17 protein-coding genes and 1 tRNA gene are annotated in these 21,495 nt (G+C 64.2%); 8 read left to right on the forward strand and 10 right to left on the reverse strand.

All coding sequences use genetic code 11. The annotated features are described in order from the left end of the window. Nucleotides 1-10 precede the first annotated feature (10 nt). Nucleotides 11-1,792, forward strand: coding sequence for an aminopeptidase P family protein (locus AC07X9_RS11135; protein WP_017184275.1), 1,782 nt, complete (start codon nt 11-13; stop codon nt 1,790-1,792). Here the strand turns inward: AC07X9_RS11135 and AC07X9_RS11140 are convergent. Then, entirely contained in the window at nt 1,789-1,917 is a 129-nt protein-coding gene (locus tag AC07X9_RS11140; RefSeq protein WP_017184274.1) for a hypothetical protein, read from the reverse strand. The two genes, AC07X9_RS11135 and AC07X9_RS11140, sit on opposite strands and share 4 nt — an antisense overlap. Nucleotides 1,918-2,030: 113 nt before the next feature. Here AC07X9_RS11140 and AC07X9_RS11145 point away from each other — a divergent pair. Continuing rightward, nucleotides 2,031-2,105: transfer RNA gene (locus tag AC07X9_RS11145), tRNA-Thr, on the forward strand. Between the two features lie 32 nt (nt 2,106-2,137). Here the strand turns inward: AC07X9_RS11145 and AC07X9_RS11150 are convergent. The 6 genes from AC07X9_RS11150 to AC07X9_RS11175 form a co-directional block, all read right to left on the reverse strand. Continuing rightward, entirely contained in the window at nt 2,138-3,172 is a 1,035-nt protein-coding gene (locus tag AC07X9_RS11150) for a LacI family DNA-binding transcriptional regulator (protein ID WP_017184273.1), read from the reverse strand. Nucleotides 3,173-3,237: 65 nt separating this feature from the next. Further along, the gene (locus tag AC07X9_RS11155) at nt 3,238-5,250 is read right to left on the reverse strand and encodes a TonB-dependent receptor plug domain-containing protein (protein WP_017184272.1); all 2,013 of its coding nucleotides are present in this window, start codon (nt 5,248-5,250) and stop codon (nt 3,238-3,240) included. 121 nt (nt 5,251-5,371) lie between these two features. Then, a complete protein-coding gene (locus AC07X9_RS11160) occupies nt 5,372-6,757 on the reverse strand; it encodes a porin (protein ID WP_026002594.1) in 1,386 nt (461 codons plus the stop codon). 130 nt (nt 6,758-6,887) lie between these two features. Continuing rightward, on the reverse strand, nt 6,888-7,988 hold the full coding sequence (locus AC07X9_RS11165) for a helix-turn-helix transcriptional regulator (protein ID WP_086485765.1): 1,101 nt from the start codon (nt 7,986-7,988) through the stop codon (nt 6,888-6,890). Between the two features lie 117 nt (nt 7,989-8,105). Then, nucleotides 8,106-8,750, reverse strand: a complete 645-nt coding sequence (locus tag AC07X9_RS11170) for a class I SAM-dependent methyltransferase (protein WP_017184269.1) — start codon at nt 8,748-8,750, stop codon at nt 8,106-8,108. Between the two features lie 128 nt (nt 8,751-8,878). Continuing rightward, a complete protein-coding gene (locus AC07X9_RS11175) occupies nt 8,879-11,164 on the reverse strand; it encodes a CDC48 family AAA ATPase (RefSeq protein ID WP_017184268.1) in 2,286 nt (761 codons plus the stop codon). A gap of 333 nt (nt 11,165-11,497) precedes the next feature. Between AC07X9_RS11175 and AC07X9_RS11180 the strand changes: the two genes are divergently transcribed. Together AC07X9_RS11180 and AC07X9_RS11185 are read left to right on the forward strand one after the other, a co-directional pair. Beyond that, on the forward strand, nt 11,498-12,376 hold the full coding sequence (locus AC07X9_RS11180; protein ID WP_017184267.1) for a LysR substrate-binding domain-containing protein: 879 nt from the start codon (nt 11,498-11,500) through the stop codon (nt 12,374-12,376). A 69-nt stretch (nt 12,377-12,445) separates the two neighbouring features. Next, nucleotides 12,446-13,606, forward strand: coding sequence for a GGDEF domain-containing protein (locus AC07X9_RS11185; RefSeq protein WP_026002593.1), 1,161 nt, complete (start codon nt 12,446-12,448; stop codon nt 13,604-13,606). Nucleotides 13,607-13,628: 22 nt separating this feature from the next. Here the strand turns inward: AC07X9_RS11185 and AC07X9_RS11190 are convergent, their stop codons facing one another. Continuing rightward, entirely contained in the window at nt 13,629-14,300 is a 672-nt protein-coding gene (locus AC07X9_RS11190) for a glutathione S-transferase family protein (protein ID WP_017184265.1), read from the reverse strand. Nucleotides 14,301-14,485: 185 nt separating this feature from the next. Here AC07X9_RS11190 and acs point away from each other — a divergent pair, with 185 nt between their 5' ends. Both acs and AC07X9_RS11200 read left to right on the forward strand, forming a co-directional pair. Then, nucleotides 14,486-16,429 carry an acetate--CoA ligase gene (gene acs / locus AC07X9_RS11195; protein WP_086485766.1) on the forward strand — a complete coding sequence of 648 codons (1,944 nt, stop codon included), beginning with the start codon at nt 14,486-14,488 and terminating at the stop codon, nt 16,427-16,429. A gap of 22 nt (nt 16,430-16,451) precedes the next feature. After that, entirely contained in the window at nt 16,452-16,964 is a 513-nt protein-coding gene (locus AC07X9_RS11200; protein ID WP_017184263.1) for a cytochrome b, read from the forward strand. Nucleotides 16,965-17,036: 72 nt separating this feature from the next. On the opposite strand, the gene AC07X9_RS11205 is transcribed toward AC07X9_RS11200, so the two are convergent. Both AC07X9_RS11205 and AC07X9_RS11210 read right to left on the reverse strand, forming a co-directional pair. Further along, on the reverse strand, nt 17,037-18,245 hold the full coding sequence (locus AC07X9_RS11205; protein ID WP_017184262.1) for an FAD-dependent monooxygenase: 1,209 nt from the start codon (nt 18,243-18,245) through the stop codon (nt 17,037-17,039). Between the two features lie 96 nt (nt 18,246-18,341). Further along, complete coding sequence (locus AC07X9_RS11210; RefSeq protein WP_086485767.1) at nt 18,342-19,433, reverse strand: branched-chain amino acid aminotransferase; 1,092 nt, start codon at nt 19,431-19,433, stop codon at nt 18,342-18,344. 138 nt (nt 19,434-19,571) lie between these two features. Here AC07X9_RS11210 and AC07X9_RS11215 point away from each other — a divergent pair, with 138 nt between their 5' ends. After that, a complete protein-coding gene (locus AC07X9_RS11215) occupies nt 19,572-20,591 on the forward strand; it encodes a threonine aldolase family protein (RefSeq protein WP_017184260.1) in 1,020 nt (339 codons plus the stop codon). Continuing rightward, a complete protein-coding gene (locus AC07X9_RS11220; protein WP_017184259.1) occupies nt 20,584-21,483 on the forward strand; it encodes a DMT family transporter in 900 nt (299 codons plus the stop codon). Before AC07X9_RS11215 ends, AC07X9_RS11220 begins: the two co-directional genes overlap by 8 nt. Nucleotides 21,484-21,495: the final 12 nt, after the last annotated feature.

Here is a 21,495-nt window from a genome sequence, read left to right on the forward strand (position 1 = left end):
GGAAGCATGAATGTCCACCTATCAAGACCGTCTCAACGCCCTGCGCGACCAGCTTGCGCGCGACCGGCTGGACGGCTTCGTCGTGCCTTTGACCGACGAGCATATGAGCGAATATGTCGGCGCCTACGCCCAGCGCCTCGCCTGGCTGACCGGGTTCCAGGGGTCGGCGGGCAGCGCCGTGGTGCTGCCGGAACAGGCCGCGATCTTCGTCGACGGCCGCTATACGTTGCAGGTGCGCGAACAGGTTGACGGCGCGCTGTGGCAATATGAGAGCGTCCCGCAAACCTCCATCGCGGACTGGCTGAAGGCCCATGCCCCGGCGGGCGGGCGGATCGGTTATGATCCCTGGCTCCATACCCGTGCCTGGGTGGAGCAGGCGAGCGCGGCACTGGCGGACAAGGGCGCGACGCTGGTGGCGGTGGACACCAACCCGATCGACCTGGTGTGGCCCGACCGCCCTGCCCCCAGCGACGCACGGCTGGTCGTCCATGACGATCGCTATGCCGGGCAGAGCGCGGCGGAAAAGCGGCAGGCGATGGCTGACTGGCTAGTCGGGAAAAAGGCGGATGCCGCGGTGCTCTCCGCGCTGGATTCCATCGCCTGGACCTTCAACATCCGGGGCAAGGATGTGGACCGGACGCCAGTCGCGCTCGCCTATGCCATCGTCCATGCCGACGCGACTGCGGACCTGTATGTCGCGCCCGAAAAGATGGACGAAGCCGTCGCCAAGCATCTGGGCAATGCCGTGCGGGTGCATGATCGCGCCGCTTTTGCCGATGCGCTGGCGGGCTTTGCGGGCAAAAGCGTGGTGGCCGATCCCGAACGGGCGGTGGCGGCGATCTTCGAGGCGCTCGACAGCGGCGGCGCGACCATATTGCCGCTGCGCGATCCTGCTATCCTGCCAAAGGCGATCAAGAACCCGATCGAGATTGCCGGGCACAAATCAGCGCAGGCCCGTGACGGCGCAGCCTTGAGCCGCTTCCTCCACTGGGTGTCCGTGGAAGCGCCCAAGGGCGGCCAGACCGAAATGACCGCTGCCGACCGGCTGGAAGCGTTCCGCAAGGAAACCGGCCTGCTGGAGGATCTGTCCTTCGACACGATCAGCGGGGCCGGCCCGAATGGCGCAGTGGTGCATTACCGGGTCGAGGAAAAGACCAACCGCCCGATCGAGACGGGCACGCTCTATCTGGTCGATTCGGGCGGCCAATATCGCGACGGCACGACCGACGTGACCCGCACGCTGGCGATCGGCGCGCCTAGCCGCGAGATGCAGGAGCGTTTCACGCTGGTGCTGAAAGGCCATGTCGCCCTGGCGCGCGCGGTGTTCCCGGTGGGGACGCGTGGCGGGCAACTCGACATATTGGCGCGGCAGTTCCTCTGGGCGCAGGGTCTGGATTATGCCCATGGCACCGGCCATGGCGTTGGCAGCTTCCTGTCAGTGCATGAAGGACCACAGCGGATCGCGACGTTCGGCGGCGGCGACGAGCCGTTGCAGGCAGGCATGATCCTGTCCAACGAGCCTGGCTATTACAAGACGGGCGAATATGGCATCCGCATCGAAAATCTGGTGCTGGTGGAGGACCGCGCCATTGCGGGCGCGGAAAAGCCGATGCTGGGCTTTGAAACGCTGACCTTCGCCCCGATCGACCGTCATCTGATCGCGCTCGATCTGCTCAGCCCCGACGAGCGGGCATGGGTCGATGCCTATCATGCCAAGGTGCTGTCGGTCGTCGGGCCGCAGCTGGATGGCGATGCAAAGACGTGGCTGGAGAGCGCCTGCGCGCCGCTTTAATCCTTGGGACTATCGGGCGCGGGCGGCGAAGGCAAGACTTCCCGCGCCTGCGCCTTGCGCCGACGCAGATTGGTGCGCAACGCCTGCGCCAGCCGCGCCTTGCGGTCATCCTGTTCGCTCGTCATGGCATGGCCTTAAGCAAAATGTGGCATCCGCCGCAACCCGCCTTGACAAGGGCGGCGCGCACAGCCATAGGCCCGGCTCCGCAGGCCGAACAGGCCCGCGGACATGAAATAGTGCTGCCGTAGCTCAGTGGTAGAGCGCATCCTTGGTAAGGCTGAGGTCGTGAGTTCAATCCTCACCGGCAGCACCATTTCTCCCCCGGACATCAACATGAACTTGCCGTCAGGCGGGCGGCGGTGCGCTCGATTCCGCGATCAGCAGCGGCAGGTCGACCTCGATCAGCGTGTCGACAGACCGTTTGGCGATGATATCGAACAGACAGCGGGCGGCCATCTGCGCCATCTCCCCCATGGGCCGCTGCACCGTCGTCAGCGCCGGGACGATCATCCTGGCCAACAGGCTGCCATCAAATCCTATGACGGTCAGGTCACGCGGCACCACCAGACGGCGCGAGGCAGCTACCTTGATCACGCCTGCGGCCATGATGTCATTGGCGGCAAAAATCGCGGTCGGCATCGGGTCGATCGACAGCAACCGCTCCGCCGCCGCCACGCCTGACTCAAAGCTGTAATCGCCTGCCTCCTCGCCCACCAACGCCACGCCCGCAGCCGCCAAGGCGGACAGGAAACCCGCGCGACGCTCTTGCGCCGAAAGCATTGCGGGTGGTCCCGACACATGCGCCACGCGCCTATGGCCCAGCGCCACGATATGTTCGGCCACGCGCACGGCGGCATGGCGTTCGCCCGATACCAGCATGGCGTCGAAGCCGGGAAGGCGGACCGATGAAAGCGCCACCGCCGGGATGCCCAGGGTCCGAAGGGCGTCAGCCAGGCCCGGCACACCGGAGACCGGCGCCAGAATGACGACGCCATCGACGCGGGACCGCCGCACGAAATCGAGCACATCCTCGACCGAACCGTCCTGACCCGTCAGGGTTGCGTGGGCAATGACTTCATAGCCTTGTGCGGTCGCTTCGTTCGCGACGCAGCGATGCACGTCGCCCAGCACCAGCACATTCCCGTCATTATGGATCATGCCGATCAGATAGGAGCGTCCGGTCGCCAGTCCCCGCGCACGCGCGCTGGGGCGGAAACCCAGCGCCGCGATCGCGTCCACTATCTTCGCGCGGGTTTCGGCATTGACCTTGGGCGATCCGTTGATCACGCGGGAGACCGTGCGAATGGATACCTGCGCCCGGTCGGCCACGTCCGCGATCGTGACGTCGGCCCCGATCGCCCAATTGCCCTGCTCTGTCATGACACAGCCATAGCCGGTCTGCCGACGCAGACAAGATCATGCATGATTGCCGTAAGACCGGCTTGTCAGTTGGCGAAACTGATGCCGATCCACAGCGTGCGCGGCGTGCCCAGGTCCATGGACCCGCCCGCATTGCGGGTCACGACCTTCTCGTCGAACAGATTTTCGCCCCGTGCCACCAGCGTCACGCCATGGCCGACCGGCAGCCGTGCGATGGCATCGAGTGTCAGCGCGTCAGGCAGCACGTCGCTTTGCAGGTCATCCTCATATTGTTTGGCGACATAGCGCAGCGTGGTCGACAGGGTCGGCCCCTGCGCCGGACTATAGGCAATGGTCGCACTGGCGGCATGGCGGGGGCTTTGCGCCGGGGTCAGGCCGTCAAAGGGTTCACCGGGCGCATGCACGCTGCTGTGGCTATAGGCGTAGGAGGCGGAAAGGCGCATGTCCCCCAGCGCCGCTGCCGCCGTCAGTTCGATCCCCTTCGCCACGATGCGATCGACATTGCGACGCTGGCGGGTGGTCGCATTGATGGTGACATTGGCGATGGCGTCGTCCAGCCGGTTATAGAAGGCGGTGGCCGACAGGGTGACGCCCGGTGCGGGCGTAAGGTCGATGCCTGCTTCCGCCCCCTTCAGCTTTTCCGGGGTCAGCGCGGCATTGGCCTGCGTCGTGATCGGAAAGACTACGAACGGACGGTAGAGTTCATTTAGCGTCGGTAAGCGGAAGCCGCTATAGGCCGCGCCGCGCAACGCTATCGCCTCGGTCACCCGGTAGAGCGCGCCGACCCTGCCCGACACTTCCCAGTCGGACCGGTCCGCAAAGGCGCTGTTGGTGACTGCCCCGGTCGTCGCACTGACCTGCCGGTAAAAACCGTTGCGGATCGACCAGCGATCGGCCCGCACCCCGCCGGTCAGGACCAGCTTGCCAATCGTCCAGTCATCCTCGACAAAAATACCGCTGGTCAGTTCCTTCCCTCCGGCATGGCGGCGGAAGGTCGCGGGGTTGCTGGCGATATTCGCGTTGAAGGCGTCCTCGAACATGTCGCCGGTGGCGAAGCGGGTGTCGACACCGACGCGCAGCAGATGGTTGCCACCGACGGGCGGCCGCAGTTCGATCTTGCCGCCAAGGCCGGTCGAGGGCGTGTTGCGCTGGTCTAGCGACTTGCGGAAGGTCGAGGACGACATGACGATGTTGGAAAAATTGCGCGCCTGTATGTAGGCCAGCGCATCGACCTGCCACGGCCCGCGATTGATATAGCGGATGCTGGCGTCCTGCCCCTGGCTCATACTGTCCGCACCGGCGAAACGCAGCGTGCGGTTATCTTCAAACAGGGTTGCGCGAAATTGCAGTTCGGCGTTCGCGGAGACAGGCGCGACCGCGCGTATGTTGGTGGACCATCCGTCATAGGCGGCGGGCACGGTCGCGGCGACGCGCTGTCCCTTGGGTGTCGTCTGGAACCCGTCTCCCCTGTCCCACCGCCCGGACAGCGACACATAGCCGCTGCCAAGGTCCGGCGTCAGGCTGGCGGACAATTCGGTCGAATCGCGGCTGCCATAAAAGGCGCTCGCGGCAAAGATCGGCAGTTGATCGCGCGTGGCGCTGGCCAGTTCGATCGTGCCCGCGACCGCCCCTGCACCAAATGCGCCGATACCCCCGCCGCGCGTCACCCGGACGACCGACAGCCGATCAGGCACCAGCGCGTTGAACGGAATATAGCCGAAGAAGGGATCGGCCATCGGCACGCCGTCCAGCAGCAGCAACGTCCGGCTGGACGCATTGCCGCCCAGCGCGCGCAGGGTCGCGCCTTGCGCCGAAGGGTTGGCGGACCGGCTGTCGGACCGGCGGAACTGCTGGAAACCAGCGACATCGCCCAGCACGCTTTCGATCCGGCCCGACGCGCTGTCCTGCAACCGGGCGCGGTCGATCACCACCGACCCATAGGCCGGAGTGCCGGGCGGCAGCGACAGGCCCGTGCCAGTGACGATGATCGACGGCGTATCCCCCGCATCGTCCGGCGCCTGCGCCAGCGCGGCTGTAGGTATGGACAAGAGCAAGGCGGGCAGAATGGTGGTTTTCATGACAATCCCCTCGGCGCCCCCTGTCCTGATTTTTCAGCATTTTTGCAAACGGAAAGGGACCGCACCCTTTCTAGGATGCAGTCCCCGCCCCGTAACATTGTTCCTTGGGTCGACCAGCCGGTCAGAAGAACAGGATCGCCCCGGCCGCCAGCGCGTCGGAACTGGCCTCATTGCCATTATGCGCTTTCGACGTCGTGTGGACATATTCGCCCAGCAGCGTCACCCAGCTGTTGAGGCCGTAACGCACTTGCCCGACCCAGCTGCCATTCTTGTCCACGAGCAGCGGATTGGCCAGTGCATCGGCAGCATTGGCATAATCGAGATGGCTTTCACCATAGCTGCCGCCAACCGAGATTTTGCCGAACGTCGCCAGCCCCTGCAGATAGAAGCCATGGCTGTCGCGCCGGTTGCCAAGACCATCGGTATCGAACAGGTTGAGCGCGGTCGTGCCCAGGCCCGACGCATCATAATAGGTGCCGACCAGCGTGACCGGCCCGAACGTGACCTTGGCACCCGCATCCCAGCCCCAGCCGGTATAGTCCGGACCCGCAATCACATTATGCTTTTGGCTGATCCCCGACAGCCACAGCCGCGTCGCAACCTCGCCCAGCTTGCCATCATAGACGAACTTCGCCTGGAAGCCCGGCTGCTTGTTCGATTCCGCCGGGCCGGTGAGCGAGGACAAGGGCTCGAAAATGCCGACACTGGCGGTGAAACCGTTGAAATTGGGCGTGGTATAGGTGATCTGCGGCTGGAAATCGGTGTAGATATAGCCAGTGCCGATCCGTCCCAGCGTCGTGTTGGACGGGGCGACATTGCCTGCCGGCGTGCCCGACGACAGCAGGGTGATGTCGTTGAGGATCGCTTCGGACCCGAACAGCCCGATGTCGCGGCCGATCTTCACTTCACCAAAACCGGCCCGACCAAAGGTCAGATAGGTCTGGCGAAAGTCGATCCCGGCGGTCTGGAGCGCGCGGGGATTGCCGGGGCTGTTGGCCCCGCCGCCCGCGGCATAATTGACCGAGTTGATGCCGGGATACATGCCGAAATGCGCGCCGACGTCCCAGCCGCCCTGCGTCGTCATCGCCTCGACCTTCAGGAAGCCGGGCAGCAGGCCATTGCGGATCGCCGAGCTGTTGCCGCCCACCGTCGCCACGCCGCCTACGACGGTGTTGGTCGCATTGGGTGCCTCGCCATTGTCATGGACGTAAAAGCCATTGACCGAACCGGAGAATTTGAGCGTGACATCGCCCATTTGCAGCCCCACACCGCTGTCGGCCATGCGGACCAGCGGCTTGCCGCCCGACGCATCCGGAGTGACTGGCGGCGCTTGCGCGGCCTCTGCGCTCTGGCCCTTCAGCAGCTCCTGATATTCCTCATCGGTCAGGATGCCCTTTTCATGCAGGCGCTTGAGCAGATCGGCCGTGGTGCCGGCCATGGCCGGTGCAGCGGTGGCGGCGAGCAGCAGCGCTCCCGCCGCGCTCATCAGGCGCAACGTCCCTTTCATATCATCCTCCCGTTCGTGACGCCGGTTTCCCCCCGGCCGAAGCAGGAGAGTGGCGGGTCCGAACGGACAGGAAAATTAGACTTAGGTTCTCATCCCTTCGGACAGTGCAGGCGCGCCGAAAGGGATAGCGTCAATGGCTGATCAGGCCGACGATCCGCACAAGTTGCGACTCCCGGCGACATCCGGTCTTGTCGTAGATGCTGCGCAGTTGCACCTTCAACGTCTCGGCCGATACGCCGCGCGCCGCCGCGATGTCGGCGCGGGACTGGCCGGCCGCCAGCCGGATGGCGATGTCGGCTTCGGCCGGGGTCAGGCCGAATGTCCGCATCAACAGCTGGACGTGCCGGTCCGTCGGCGCGCCAACCCGCGCGATCATGATGGCGCGCGGCGCGAACGGCAGTGCCCAGGGTCGACTGGGCAAGGGGTAGCATTCCAGCATGATGCCCACGCCCCCGCTATCATCGCGCAGCGCGACCGGATCGGCAGCGCGGCCAGGCGGGTCTATCACGGCGCGAACCGCGCGAGCGATGGCGCGGCTTTCATCGGGCCGTTCGCTGGCCAGCCAGCCATCACGGACGCGAATGCGGCTGGTCGCCAGCAGCGCGTCGGCGCGCGGGGTCATGCCCCCAACCCGCCCGGTCGCATCGAGCAGCCAGCAGGCGCGGTCCATCGCCTCGAACGTGCCGGACAACAGCGCAAATCCCTGCTGCTCGATCGCGCGCTGAAGCAACACGGCCGTGCGGACGTGCGGGGCAATCGCGCCAAACAGGTCGCGCTGCTCCTGGGTTGTGCGCCCATCCTTGCTGTCGCGCAGCAACGCCAGCCCGATCATCCCTTCCCGTCCCGCCAGAAGGCGGGTCTGACAGCCATTGAAAATGTCGAAATCGGCGCAAAGGTCGAGATAGTCGTCCGCGCGCAGCGACTGGCGCGCCACATCATATTGCGCTTCGTGGACGATGGTCGGACTGTCGCGCAAAGCGTCAGCCGCGACGCGATAATTGAGGTCAGGTCGGGACTGGTCGATCGTCGCGGTCTTGGCGACGATGCTGTCATCAATGTCGCTGATCCAGTTGAAACTGCTGGCGCCGGGACCAAAGCCGATCAGTTGGCCATGGCGCGACCCGGTCGCGGCGTCCATTGCCCTGATCGCCCTGTCCCAGTTTTCCGGGTCCAGCGCGGCGGACAGAAACAGGTCTGCCCATTCATCCCCATTCGTGGCGCGTGACGCCATCCCCCATAACCCCCACAGTCAAGCAGGCATCCGATACGCAATATTTGGTTCAAGTCAAATATACGTAAGGAAAAGGGGCAAGTGATTCTGGGCGTTACTGTTATGGATTAACCCAGATCAAGCCGCCTGCGCCAACGCTTCTTCCCGCATGGCGCAAAACATCCAGCAAGGCGGAATATTGCGCCATTCCCGTCCTTCACGGACATGCGCGAATAACGGGTCGAGCAGACGGCGGACATAGCGTGAATATTGATAGACCAGGAAAGCGCCGCCCGGCCGCAATGCGGTGCGCGTTTCAGCGCAGATGGACGCGCCCACCGTGTCGGGCAATGTCGAAAAGGGGATGCCGGACAATATATAGTCCGCCTGGACATGACCCGCTTGCCGGATAAAGCGCCGCACGTCGGCAGCCGACCCATGCACGACCTTCAGCCTCGGATCGTCGAATTGCGCCTCCAGATAGGCGACGAAATCCAGATTGAGGTCAATTGCCAACAGGATCGCGTCGGGGTGCAACCGATCAAGTATCGCCTGCGTGAAGGTGCCGACCCCCGGCCCATATTCGACGAACAGCCGCGTATTGTGCCAATCGACCTGATCCAGCATCCGGTCCACCAGCGTCGCAGAGGAAGGAATGATCGATCCGATCATGCCGGGATGCCTGACGAACTGGCGGAAAAACATGCCCCATTGCTGGAGAAACCGGCCAGCACCTGGCTTGCCGCCCGGAATATTTTTCTTTTTCAAGGGAATGGAGGCCATCACTATCCGTCTGTCTATGATCGTGGTCGGGCGTCGCAAATATCAGTGCGACTGGCAAGCCGCTTTGCATTTACATGACAAGAAACGCGCAGGCGGCATATGGTTTCCCTCGCCGCCTGCTTGTCCCTTCAACTCGCCCCTCGCAACATGCCGGGGGAAACGAAGCCGATCGGGTCGACCTGCAACGCCTTCTGCTTCAGTGTCGCCTGGATCTTTTCATATTCATGCTCCATTTCCGGCGTCACCGATGCGCGCGTTTCCTCCAGCGCCGCTTCGAAATGGGCCATCATCACCTTGTCGACCGACAGCGACTGGCGCAACGCGAACAGGCCCGCCCGTCGCGCCAGATCCTCCAGATCAGCGCCAGTGAAGCGTTCCGTCCGTGCCGCCAGTGAAGCCAGGTCGACATCATCGCCCAGCGGCATCTTGCCGGTATGGATCGACAGGATGCGCTGACGGCCCGCCCGATCGGGGACCGGCACATAGATGAGTTCGTCGAACCGCCCCGGCCGCAGCAGCGCCGGATCGACCAGCGTGGGCCGGTTGGTCGCGCCGATGACCACCACCGACTGCAATTCTTCCAGCCCGTCCATTTCGGCCAGGATGGTATTGACCACCCGCTCGGTCACTTGCGGTTCGCCCATGCCATTGCCGCGCGCGGGGACCAGGCTGTCCAGCTCGTCAATGAAGATGACGGTCGGCGCCACCTGCCGTGCGCGGGCAAACAGCCGGGCAATCTGCTGCTCGCTCTCGCCATACCATTTGGACAGAAGGTCGCTCGATTTGGTGGCGATGAAATTGGCCTGCGCTTCCCGCGCCACAGCCTTGGCCAGCAGGGTCTTGCCCGTGCCGGGCGGGCCGTAGAGAAGGAAGCCCTTGGCCGGACGAATGCCGATGCGGCGGAAGGCATCGGGGTCTTTCAGCGGCAGCTCCACCCCTTCCTTCAGCCGCATCTGCGCGTCATCCAGCCCGCCAATGTCGGACCAGCCGATATTGGGCGCCTGCACCATCACTTCGCGCATGGCCGATGGCTGGACGCGCTTGATCGCGGCCATGAAATCATCGCGGGTGACCGACAATTCCTCCAGCACGTCAGGCGGGATCGTGCCGTCCTCCAGATTGAGGCGCGGCATGAACCGTCGCACCGTCTCGATCGCCGCCTCGCGAGTCAGCGCCGCCAAATCCGCGCCGACGAAGCCGTAGGTCATGCGCGCCAGTTCCGACAGGTCGACCGTATCGCCCAGCGGCATCCCGCGCGTATGGATGCCCAATATCTCGCGCCGCCCACGCTCGTCGGGCACGCCGACGACGATTTCCCGGTCGAACCGACCGGGACGCCGCAACGCCTCGTCAATCGCTTCGGGGCGGTTGGTCGCCGCGATCACGACCAGATTGGTGCGTGCCTCCAGCCCGTCCATCAACGTCAGGAGTTGTGCGACCAGCCGCTTTTCGGTCTCGCCGGTCACTTGCCCCCGTTTCGGCGCGATCGAATCAATCTCGTCGATGAACAGAATCGACGGCGCAGCCTTCGACGCCGCCTCGAAAACCTCGCGCAGCTGCTTTTCCGATTCGCCATAGGCAGACCCGACGATTTCCGGCCCGTTGATCAGGAAGAATTCGGCTTCCGATTCATTGGCAACCGCGCGCGCCAGCCGGGTCTTGCCCGTACCCGGCGGGCCATGGAGCATCACCCCGCGCGGCGGATCGACGCCCAGACGCTGGAACAGTTCCGGATAGCGCAACGGCAATTCGACCATTTCGCGCAACTGGTCGATCGTATCGGCCATGCCGCCCACATCGTCATAGGTGACGTCAGCACGGCGCGCTTCCTTGGGTTCCTCATATTCGGGGCGCAGCTCAACCTCGGTCTCGGCGTCGATATGAACGATGCCCTTGGGTATGGTCGATACGACGACGAGCCGGATTTCCTGCAGAGCGTAAGCCGGCGCGGCCAGCATCTGCCGCAACTGGGGCGGCATGTCGCCGGGTGGCACCTGCTGCTGCCCAGCCGTCGCGACGACATCGCCCGCTGTCAGGGGACGCTGAAAGAAAACCCGCTTCAACGCTTCGGGATGCCCTTGAAGCCGCAGATTATTTTGTGCAGGCGCGAACACGACACGCTGGGCCGCGCGCGACTCCAGCTTGTCGATATGGACGAAATCGCCGGAGCCGACACCGGCATTGGCCCGTTGCAGCCCGTCCAAGCGCAGCACGTCCAGCCCTTCATCTTCCTTATAGGGGCGCACTACCCGCGCAGCGGTCGATCGCTTGCCAATGATCTCGATCACATCGCCTTCAGCTAGGCTCAGCTGCGCCATAACCGCCAGTGGCAGCCGCGCCAGCCCGCGTCCGGCATCTTCTGGTCGCGCATTGGCAACCTGAATCCGCCGTCCCGTCACGTCATCTTCCGCCATTGCGGGCCCCTCCTTTTCGCTCAATCACGAAATAGGAAACGACGCGGCCAAGGAAAAGGGGCAGGAGGCGAAGCCCTGCGCACAAAAAAAGGGCCAGCCCAAAGGCCAGCCCGGAAAGTTTTAGGAGAGGATGCCTGAAAGGCACCCCCTATGTGCACCGCGGCAGAATTTATTGCAAGTGCGAAAAGAAAAGGGGAGTTGCAGAAAATGCATCTTGCCATTTTGGAGATTTTCCTGCTGAGTGTGGACAGGATGCTTGGAACCGGCTGCCGCTGCGATCGACAAAAAGACATGATGCGACGCAGCGCACCGGCTTCGGATTAGTGAAGACAGATGCGCAGATTGCCGCCCCTTACGGCCCTGGAGGCCTTTGTTCAGGTTGCGCGCCTTGGCTCGGTCAAGGCTGCGGCGGAAGAACTCGCACTCTCGACTCCAGCGCTCAGCCGCCGCGTTCAGGCGCTGGAGCGCTTCATCGGCCGCCCACTGTTCGACCGCAAGCATCAGGCGCTGGAAATCAATGCTGAGGGGCAGAGGCTGCTGGACGATATCGCGCCAGCCCTCGATTCCCTTGCGCAGGCGCTGGAAAATATCCAGAGCGGCGGCAACCAGTTGCGGCTGCGACTGGCGGTCATGCCCCTGTTCGCAACCCAAAGGCTGTTTCCCCATCTGGGCGCGCTGCGCGCGCTGCATCCGCAATTGCACATCGACATCGAAACGACGCCCCATGCCGTCGCCCGGCTGGGTGAAGGGCTGGACGCGGCGATCGTGCTGGCCAAGGATATCGACGCCGCGCTCTATGCGCATGAACTGGATCATGACGAAGTCTATGTCATCGGCGCGCGATCTCTGCTCGAATCGCCCCATGCGCTGACGTCGCCGGGGGAACTGGCACAGCATACTGTGCTGCTCCACCGCGACATGCCGTTGGCGTTCGATGCCTGGAAGGAAGCGGTCGGCCTGCCCGACCTGCAACCGCTGGCGACGGACAATTATGATTCAGGACAGTTGATGCTGGAAGCGGCAGCACAGGGGCTTGGCGTCGCCTTCATGCACGCCAGCCATTTCAAGGAAGCTGCCGACAACCGGCTGGTCCGCCTGTTTCCGATCCGCGTCGAAAGCCCCTATCGCTATTATTTCGTCTGTCGTCCCCGCGCGCTCCAGACCCGCGCCGTGCGTATCTTCCGCGACTGGTTGATCGCCGCCGATATCTGACGGGACGCCGAGCGAATTTTTATCTGTCCTGGCTCTTAACCTTAATCCGCGACCGCCGTTATAGCCCTCATGAACGGGGCAACTTCACCTTCCGCTAGCCCGCAACATGGGCTGACCGACCGCTTGGCGCGATGGGCGAAAGGCCTGTCGGGCAAGGCCGATGACGACGAGGGTGGCGCGGAAGATCAGCGCCCCCGCGCGGGGTCCGCCGCGAACCGCGAAGTGACGCGCCGCCGCCGCCTTTATGAAGAGATTGGCGACTTCCTGTTCGCCCATGACCTGGACCTGACGCCCATCAATTTCAGCGTGGCGCTCGATTATCTGACCGGCGCGAATATCGGCGTGGAAAAGGCGATCAAGGCAGTGCTGATGGAGCGCGGCAAGATCACCAACGGCTGGATCGAATCGGTCGCGGCCAGTCAGAGCCCGGATGAAGTCACACCCGATTCGCTCGCCACGATGCTGGACAAGGTCGAGGAAAATCTGACCCAGTTTACCGGCCTGATGCACGAATCGCGCAATTCGGCCAAGGATTATGGTGCCGCATTGCAGGAGCAGGCCAAGGGCCTGGCCGAGGGCGGTGATGCCGAACCCGTGCTGGCGCGCCTTGTCGGCCTGACCCGGTCGATGGTGGAAAAGACGCGACTGGTCGAAACCCAGCTGCGCGAAAACCAGAAGCAGACGCAGGCGCTCAAATCCAGCCTGGAAAATGCCCGCCGCGCCGCCGAACATGATCATCTGACCGGCCTGCCCAACCGCCGCGCCTTTGAAGGCGTGCTGCGGGAGGAAGTGAAGCTGGCGCAGGACAATGGCGAGACGCTGTCCGTCGCCTTTTGCGACATCGACCATTTCAAGCATGTCAACGACACGCATGGGCATGAAACGGGCGATCGGGTGCTGAAATTCGTCGCTGGTCTGCTGGCCAAAGTTTCCAACGACCATTGCCATGTCGCCCGCCATGGTGGCGAGGAGTTCGTCATGCTGTTCCGCGGCAAGACCGCTGCCGAAGCATGCGAGGCCGTCGATGCCGTGCGGGAGGATCTGTCCACCCGCAGCCTGGTCAACCGCACCAATGGCGAACGGATGGAACGTGTCAGCTTTTCCGCCGGTGTTGCCAACGTGCTGGCCTATGAAGACCCGCGCAGCGCCCTGAAGGCCGCCGACCGCGCGCTCTATCTGGCCAAGGAACATGGCCGCAACCGGGTCTATCTGGCGGCGGAGACGGATTGAAGGGGGGCGCGTCCGGCGTTCCTTAGAAATCCGGCTTTTCATAATGGGGCGGGGGCGTAATCACCTCCATCCTTTCGGACAGAAGCGGCCGGAAGGACGGGCGCGATTTGAAACCTGCATACCAGCGCCGCACCGGCTCATGGCCCTGCCAATCGATGCCACCCAGATAATCCGCGACCGACAGGTGCGCCGCCGCCGCAATGTCCGCCAGGCTGAGCGTACCGCCCCCCATCCAGCTGCGATGGTCGAGCAGATAGTCCATATAATCCAGATGGACATTCGCCCGCTTCATGGCCTCCCGCAGGATGCGCGCGTCGGGCGGGGCGCGTTCGATCAGCCTTTTCTTCATCCGCTCGTGCAGCAGCGGGCCGACCACGTCGCCATAGAAATTCTGGTCGAAAAAGGCGGTCAGCCGCCGCACTTCCGCCCGGCCAGCAGCCGAGCCGGAGATGAGCGGGAACTTCTCCACCGTTTCCTCGAAATATTCGCAGATCGCCTGGCTGTCGATCAGGGTGATGCCCTTGGCCTCGTCAATCAGCACCGGCGTCGTCCCGGCCGGGTTCCGATCGAGAAATTCGTCGCGCATCTCCCAGGGCGATTCGCGTACCAGATCATAGCCGACACCCTTCTCCCCCAGCAGCAGGCGGACCTTGCGAGAGAAAGGGCAGAGCGGAAATTGATAGAGAAGCCACATAGGCGATTCCTGTTAGGCGTGCCGGAGCGCCGGGGAAAGCGGCAAAATGAAAGACGGTCGATCTGGCGCTCCGGTCATATCGACCAAAAGGATGATGATAAACGGCATGAACAGCGCTTCCGATCCTCGTGTCAGGACGATAGAAGGCCATCCAAACAACGGTTTCGCTACGGAAGGGGTGCCCGATGTCTGATGATTTTTTCCCGGTGCCGGAAGATTGGGCCAAGAATGCGCTGATGGACAAGGCCGCGCGCGCTGCCGATTATGCCCGCTCGATTGACGATGCCGACGCCTATTGGCTGGAACGGGCGCAACGGCTCGACTGGATCACGCCGCCGACCCGCGCCAATGAAAGCAGCTTTGCCGAGGCCGACTTTGGCGTCAAATGGTTCGCCGACGGCGTGCTGAACGTCAGCGCCAACTGCATCGACCGCCATCTGGCGACGCGCGGCGATCAGACCGCGATCGTCTGGGAACCCGATTCGCCCGATGCGGAGCCGCGCCGCTACAGCTATGCACAGGTGCATGAACAGGTGTGCCGCCTGGCCAATGTGCTCAAAGCCGCTGGCGCCAGGAAGGGCGATCGCATCACCCTCTATCTGCCGATGATCCCCGAAGCCGCCTTCGCCCTGCTCGCCTGCGCCCGGATCGGCGCGGTTCACAGCGTCGTGTTCGGCGGCTTTTCCCCCGAAGCGCTGGCCGGGCGCATCATCGATTGCGATTCCACCCTGGTCGTGACCGCTGACGAGGGTCGTCGCGCGGGCAAGACGGTGCCGCTCAAGGCCAATGTCGATGCCGCGCTGAAGGATTGCCCCAGTGTGAAGAAAGTGGTGGTCGTGCAGGCCACCGGCGGCACTGTGGCCATGACGCCCGGTCGCGACCTTTGGTTGCATGAGGAAGCCGCGAACGTCTTGCCCGATTGCCCGCCCGAACCGATGAATGCCGAAGACCCGCTGTTCATCCTCTATACGTCGGGATCGACCGGCAAGCCCAAGGGCGTGCTACACACGACCGGCGGCTATCTGCTCTGGGCGAGCCTGACGCACGAACTCTGTTTCGACTATCGGCCAGGCGACATTTACTGGTGCGCGGCCGACATCGGCTGGGTCACCGGCCACAGCTATATCGTCTATGGCCCGCTGGCGAACGGCGCGACCACGCTCATATATGAAGGCGTGCCCAACTATCCGACGCCAGCGCGCATCTGGGAAGTGGTCGACCGGCATCAGGTCCAGACCATCTTCACCGCCCCCACGGCGCTGCGCGCGCTGATGAAGGAAGGCGACGAATTCGTCCATTCGACCAGCCGCAAATCACTCCGGCTGCTGGGCACCGTGGGCGAGCCGATCAACCCGGAAGCCTGGCGCTGGTATCACAGCATTGTCGGCGAAGGGCGCTGCCCGATCATCGACACATGGTGGCAGACGGAAACAGGTGCGGCGATGATTGCGCCGACGCCCGGCGCCACCGACCTGAAGCCCGGCTCCGCCACCTTGCCGATGCCCGGCGTGGTGCCGCAGATTGTCGATGCGGAAGGCCATGTGCTGGAGGGCGCGACCGAAGGCAATCTCGTCATCGCGCAAAGCTGGCCGGGTCAGATGCGCACCGTGTGGGGCGATCATGATCGCTTCTTCCAGACCTATTTCACCACCTTCCCCGGCAAATATACGACCGGCGATGGCGCGAGGCGGGATGCGGACGGCTATTACTGGATCACTGGCCGGGTGGACGACGTCATCAACGTGTCGGGCCACCGCATGGGCACCGCAGAGGTTGAAAGCGCGCTGGTCCTGCATGAAAGCGTTGCCGAAGCCGCCGTCGTCGGCTTCCCCCATGATATCAAGGGCCAGGGCATCTACGCCTATGTGACGCTCAACGCGCATGACGAGCCAAGCGATGAGCTGCGCAAGACGCTGATCAAATGGGTCCGATCCGAAATCGGCCCGATCGCCACGCCGGATGCCATCCAGTTCGCGCCGGGCCTGCCCAAAACCCGGTCGGGCAAGATCATGCGTCGTATCCTCCGTAAAATTGCGGAGGGCGAAGTGTCGGCGCAGGCGCTAGGGGATACCAGTACGTTGGCCGATCCGTCGGTGGTCGACAATCTCGTCGCGAACCGGCAGGGTTGACGCCTACGCCCAAGGAGTTGCCATGGACCGCTATACCTCTGTCGCTCGCGCCCTGCACTGGATCCTGGCGGTCCTGATCATCGTCAATCTGGTCCTAGGCATCGGGCATGACGCCCTGCCCAAGGATTGGGCGGTGATGCCGGTTCACAAGTCGATCGGCCTCACCGTACTGGCGCTCACGCTGGCGCGACTGGCCTGGCGCGTCGGCCACCGCCCGCCATCGCTCCCCAGCGCGATGCCGGTCTGGGAAAAGGCGGCGGCGCACGCCACCCATGGCGTCTTTTACGCCTTCATGATCCTGGTCCCGCTGACCGGCTGGGTCATGACATCGGCGGGTACGCGGCCGCTCAACTGGTTCTTCCTGTTCGACGTGCCGAAATTCGCGGTGACCAAGGGCGACGCGATCGTCGGCCTGTCCAGCGAGGGGCATGAGGTGATGGGTTTTGCCTGGGTAGCGCTCATCATCGTCCATATCGCCGCTGCGCTGCGCCATCATGTCGTGCTGAAGGACAATGTGCTGCGGCGGATGATATGACGGTTACGATTGCTGGATGAACGGCCTGATCATCCGGCCCTGCCACCAGCGCAGGGCATGCCAAACGAACGACTAGACCATCTCGCCCGTCAGCAACCGTGGCAGCGCGCCTGATTGCCCACGCGCTTCTGCCATGAAGCGTCCCTTGAGCAGCGACGTCCGCTGCACCGCGGCCAGTCCCGCGCGCCGCGCCAAGGCAGGCAAACGCCCCGGCACATCGAACAGCCGCACCAGCCCGTCCATCGCCACGCTGACCGACAGCGAATCCAGGCTCCGCCAGCGCTGGTAGCGCGCCAGCAATTGCGCGTCGCCCGGATCAAGCCCCAGCCTCTTGCCCTCCACCAGCACCTCCACCAGCGCGGCGACATCACGGAAGCCCAGGTTCAGCCCCTGCCCCGCAATCGGGTGAATGGCGTGGGCGCTGTCGCCAACCAGCGCCAGCCGCGTATCGGTAATGCGCGCGGCGTGGTGGAAGCCCAAAGGATAGGAGGAACGCGGCCCTGCCAGACGGATTTCGCCCAGAAAGCCGCCGATCCGCTTCTGCGCTTCGGCCAGCCAGGCACGCTCGGACAGTTTGAGCATGGCGGGCGCCTGCTGCGTGGGCACAGTCCACACGATCGCCGATCGCGTGCCAGGCAGCATCGGCAGCAGCGCGAACGGGCCGCCGACATAGAAAATCTCATAGGCCGTGTTGGCGTGCGGCACTTCATGGTCGATCGCCGTGACCATGGCGGTATGTTTATATTGCCAGCGCGTGGTGCGGATGCCCGCAGCCTCGCGCGTCGGACTGTTGCGCCCCTCCGCCGCGACCAGCAGCGCGCCACAGATCACGGCACCGCTCGCCAACGTCAGCGTCACGCCATCGGCGTTGCGGTCGACATGGATGGCGCGATCGGGCTGGAAGCGGGTGAGATGGACGGCATCGGCCGCCGCCTGCGCCAGCGCAATGCGCAGGTCGCGATTGGGGATCATCGTCCCCATCACGCCATCGTCGGCATCCGGCACGAAATCGAGCGCCCCCGGCTCCAGCCCGTCGCTGACCCAGATCCGGTCGATCGGGCAACCCTTCCCTTCCAGAAACGGCGCGACGCCGATCGCCGACAGCATCGCAAAACTGGTCGAACTGATTGCCGATACGCGGCCGTCAAAGCCGCTGGCGGTCGTGTCCACCGGATCGGCAGGGTCGATCACGGCACAGCGCACGCCATGGCCGGAAAGGGCGATGCCAAGGGTCAGGCCGACAAGGCCCCCACCCAATATCACGACGTCGAAGCGTTCCATGACCCGCTATCTAGGCGCTTGGGGGGCGATTGGGAAGCGACCTGAACCAAATAGCATAGTGCTCCCGCCAGCGCGGGAGCACTATGCGTCCAGATATCAAACCATCCGTACCCAGCCCGCCGGATCGGCGACCGTTCCGCGCTGGATGCCGGTAAGTTCCGCCCGCAGGGTTTCGGTGACGATGCCACCATCGCCATTGCCGATGGTGAAATCGCCATCCACGCTCTTGACCGTGCCGATCGCCGTGACGACCGCCGCCGTGCCGCAGGCAAAAGCCTCGCGCAGCTTGCCGCTGGCCGCATCGGCGCGCCACTGGGCAAAGCTGTAGGGTTCTTCGCGCACGTCATGCCCCTTGGCGCGGGCCAGGGTGATGATCGAATTGCGGGTGATGCCGGGCAGGATGGTGCCGCCGAGCGGGGGCGTGACGATCGATCCGTCATCCATGACGAAAAAGACGTTCATGCCGCCCAGTTCCTCGACCCACTTATGCTCCGCTGCGTCCAGGAACACGACCTGATCGCAGCCATGGCCGATCGCTTCCTTCTGCGCGATCAGCGATGCGGCATAGTTGCCGCCGCATTTGGCAGCGCCCGTGCCGCCCCGCGCAGCGCGGGTGTAATGTTCCGATACCCACAGGATCACGGCCTTCTTGCCGCCCTTGAAATAGGCACCGGCGGGCGATGCGATGACACAGAAAATATAGTCGTTGGACGGGCGAACGCCCAGGAAATTCTCGCTCGCGAACAGGAAGGGGCGCAGATAGAGGCTGCCTTCGCCGTCCGGAATCCAGTCGGCGTCAATCTTGACCAGCGCCTCGACCGCTTCGAGAAAAACCTCCTGCGGCAACGCAGGCATCGCCATGCGATCGGCCGATTCGGCAAAGCGACGGGCGTTTTCCTCCGGGCGGAACATGGCGATGCTGCCATCCGCCAGCCGATACGCCTTCATCCCTTCAAAGATTTCCTGCGCATAGTGCAGCACGGCACAGGCCGGGTCGATCTGGAACGGCTCACGCGGACCGACGGCATGGCTGTGCCAGCCCTGCCCTTCAGTGTAGCGGATCGTCACCATATGATCGGTAAAGATACGCCCGAAACCGGGGTCCGCCAGCAATTGCTCACGCTCGTCCGCCGACAAAGCCCTGGGGCTTGGCGTTACGGTGAAGCGGGATGTCTGCTCGACGTCCATAGTCTGTCTCCTTGGGTTGGAGGGCGAGCCTATGTCACAAATAGACGCGCGAAACAACGTCAACTATACTGACCCATCAGGCCAGTATTGGCATGCTGGCCTCTTGGCGCTCCCCTGTCCGCCCGCTATCGCTTGGCCATGCACTTTTTTTCCGACAATGCGACCCCGCTATGCCCGCAGGTGATGGCGGCGATAGCCGCTGCCGATCTGGCCGATCATGGCTATGATGGCGACCAGTGGAGCGCCCGGCTGGATGACGCTTTCTCGGCCCTGTTCGACACGCGCGTCCGGGCACTGTGGATCGCGACCGGCACGGCCGCCAACAGCATCGCGCTGGCAACGCTCTGCCCGCCCTATGGCGGCGTGATCTGCCATGAAGAAGCGCATATCGTCGTCGACGAATGCGGCGCGCCCGGATTCTTCACCCATGGCGCGAGCCTCATGGCTTTGCCCGGCGAGGGCGCGAAACTTCATCCCGACATGGTCAGCGCGCGGCTCGCGGCGATCCGCCCGGACGTGCATCAGGTGCCAGCCCGCGCGATCAGCATCACCAACGCCACTGAATATGGCCGCGCCTACACGCCCGACGAGGTCGCAGCGCTGGGCGACATCGCGCGCACCCACGGCCTGGGCTTCCATATGGATGGCGCGCGTTTTGCCAATGTGGTGGCGCATCTGGGCTGCGCGCCCGCCGATCTGACATGGCGCGCCGGCGTCAACGCGCTCAGCTTTGGCTGCGTCAAGAATGGCGGGATGATCGGCGAGGCATTGCTCTTTTTCGGCCCGCAGGCAGACGCCCGCGCCGCCGAGGCTGCCCGCTGGCGCAAGCGGTCGGGGCATCTATTCTCCAAGGGCCGCTATCTTGCCGCGCAGATTTTGGCGATGGTCGAAGGCGACCTGTGGCTGGCCAACGCCCGCGCCGCCAATGCCGCAGCGCAGGCGCTGGCGCAGGCCGTGCCCGCCCGCCTGCTCCACCGCGTCGAAGCGAATGAACTGTTCATCCGCCTCACCGCCGCCGATGCAGCGGCGCTGCGGGCGCAGGGTTTCGACTTTTACGACTGGGGCGAAGGGGCCGCGCGGCTGGTCACCAACTGGTCACAGGACGCCGCCAGCGTCGCGCCGCTCGCCGCCGCGTTGCGGACACTCGACCATGGCTGAACCGACTGCGAAAGGCGGCATACTCGTCCCCTTCGCGCTCGTCACGCTGATCTGGAGTTCGACCTGGATCGTCATTCGCGACCAGATTGGCAGCGTGCCGCCCAGCTGGTCGGTCTGCTACCGCTTCGCGCTGGCGGGGGTCGCCATGGCCATTTTTTGCCGGATGCGCGGCGTGTCCTTGCGGATTGGCGGCGCGGGGGTGGCCTTTGCCGCGTTACTGGGCACGGCGCAGTTCGTGCTCAATTTCAACTTCGTCTATCGCGCCGAACTTACCCTGACTTCGGGCGTCGTCGCGGTCATCTACGCCATGCTGCTCATCCCCAACTCCATCCTGGCCTTCCTGATTTTCCGTCAGCCCGTCAGTCGCGCCTTCATTGCCGGGTCGGTGGTGGCGACGACCGGCATCATCCTGATGCTGACCCATGAATATCACGCCGCCGACATAGCGCCGGGCGACGTGCTGGCGGGGGTCGGCTTTGCACTCGCCGGGTTGCTCAGCGCCTCTGCCGCCAATGTCATGCAGGGGATGGATATTGCCCGCCGCCTGCCGATGATCGCGGTGCTGGCCTGGGCAATGCTGATCGGCGCGGCGGTGGACGCCGCCTATGCGCTTGCCACGGTCGGCCCGCCGGTGGCCGAATGGCGTACGGGCTATTGGCTGGGCGTGGCGTGGCTGGGCCTGGTCGGGTCGGTCATTACCTTCCCGCTCTATTTCCGCCTGATCCAGCGCATGGGCGCGGGGCGCGCGGCATATACAAGCGTCCTCATCCCGGTGATCGCGATGCTGATCTCCACCCTGCTGGAGGGCTATCGCTGGACCGGACTGGCAGCTGGCGGCGCCATGCTGGCGGTGGCTGGCATGGCGATCGCGCTGCGGGCGAAGGCGGGCTGAACCCGCCCTCGA

It is taken from the genome of Sphingobium sp. GW456-12-10-14-TSB1 (genome assembly GCF_059424385.1).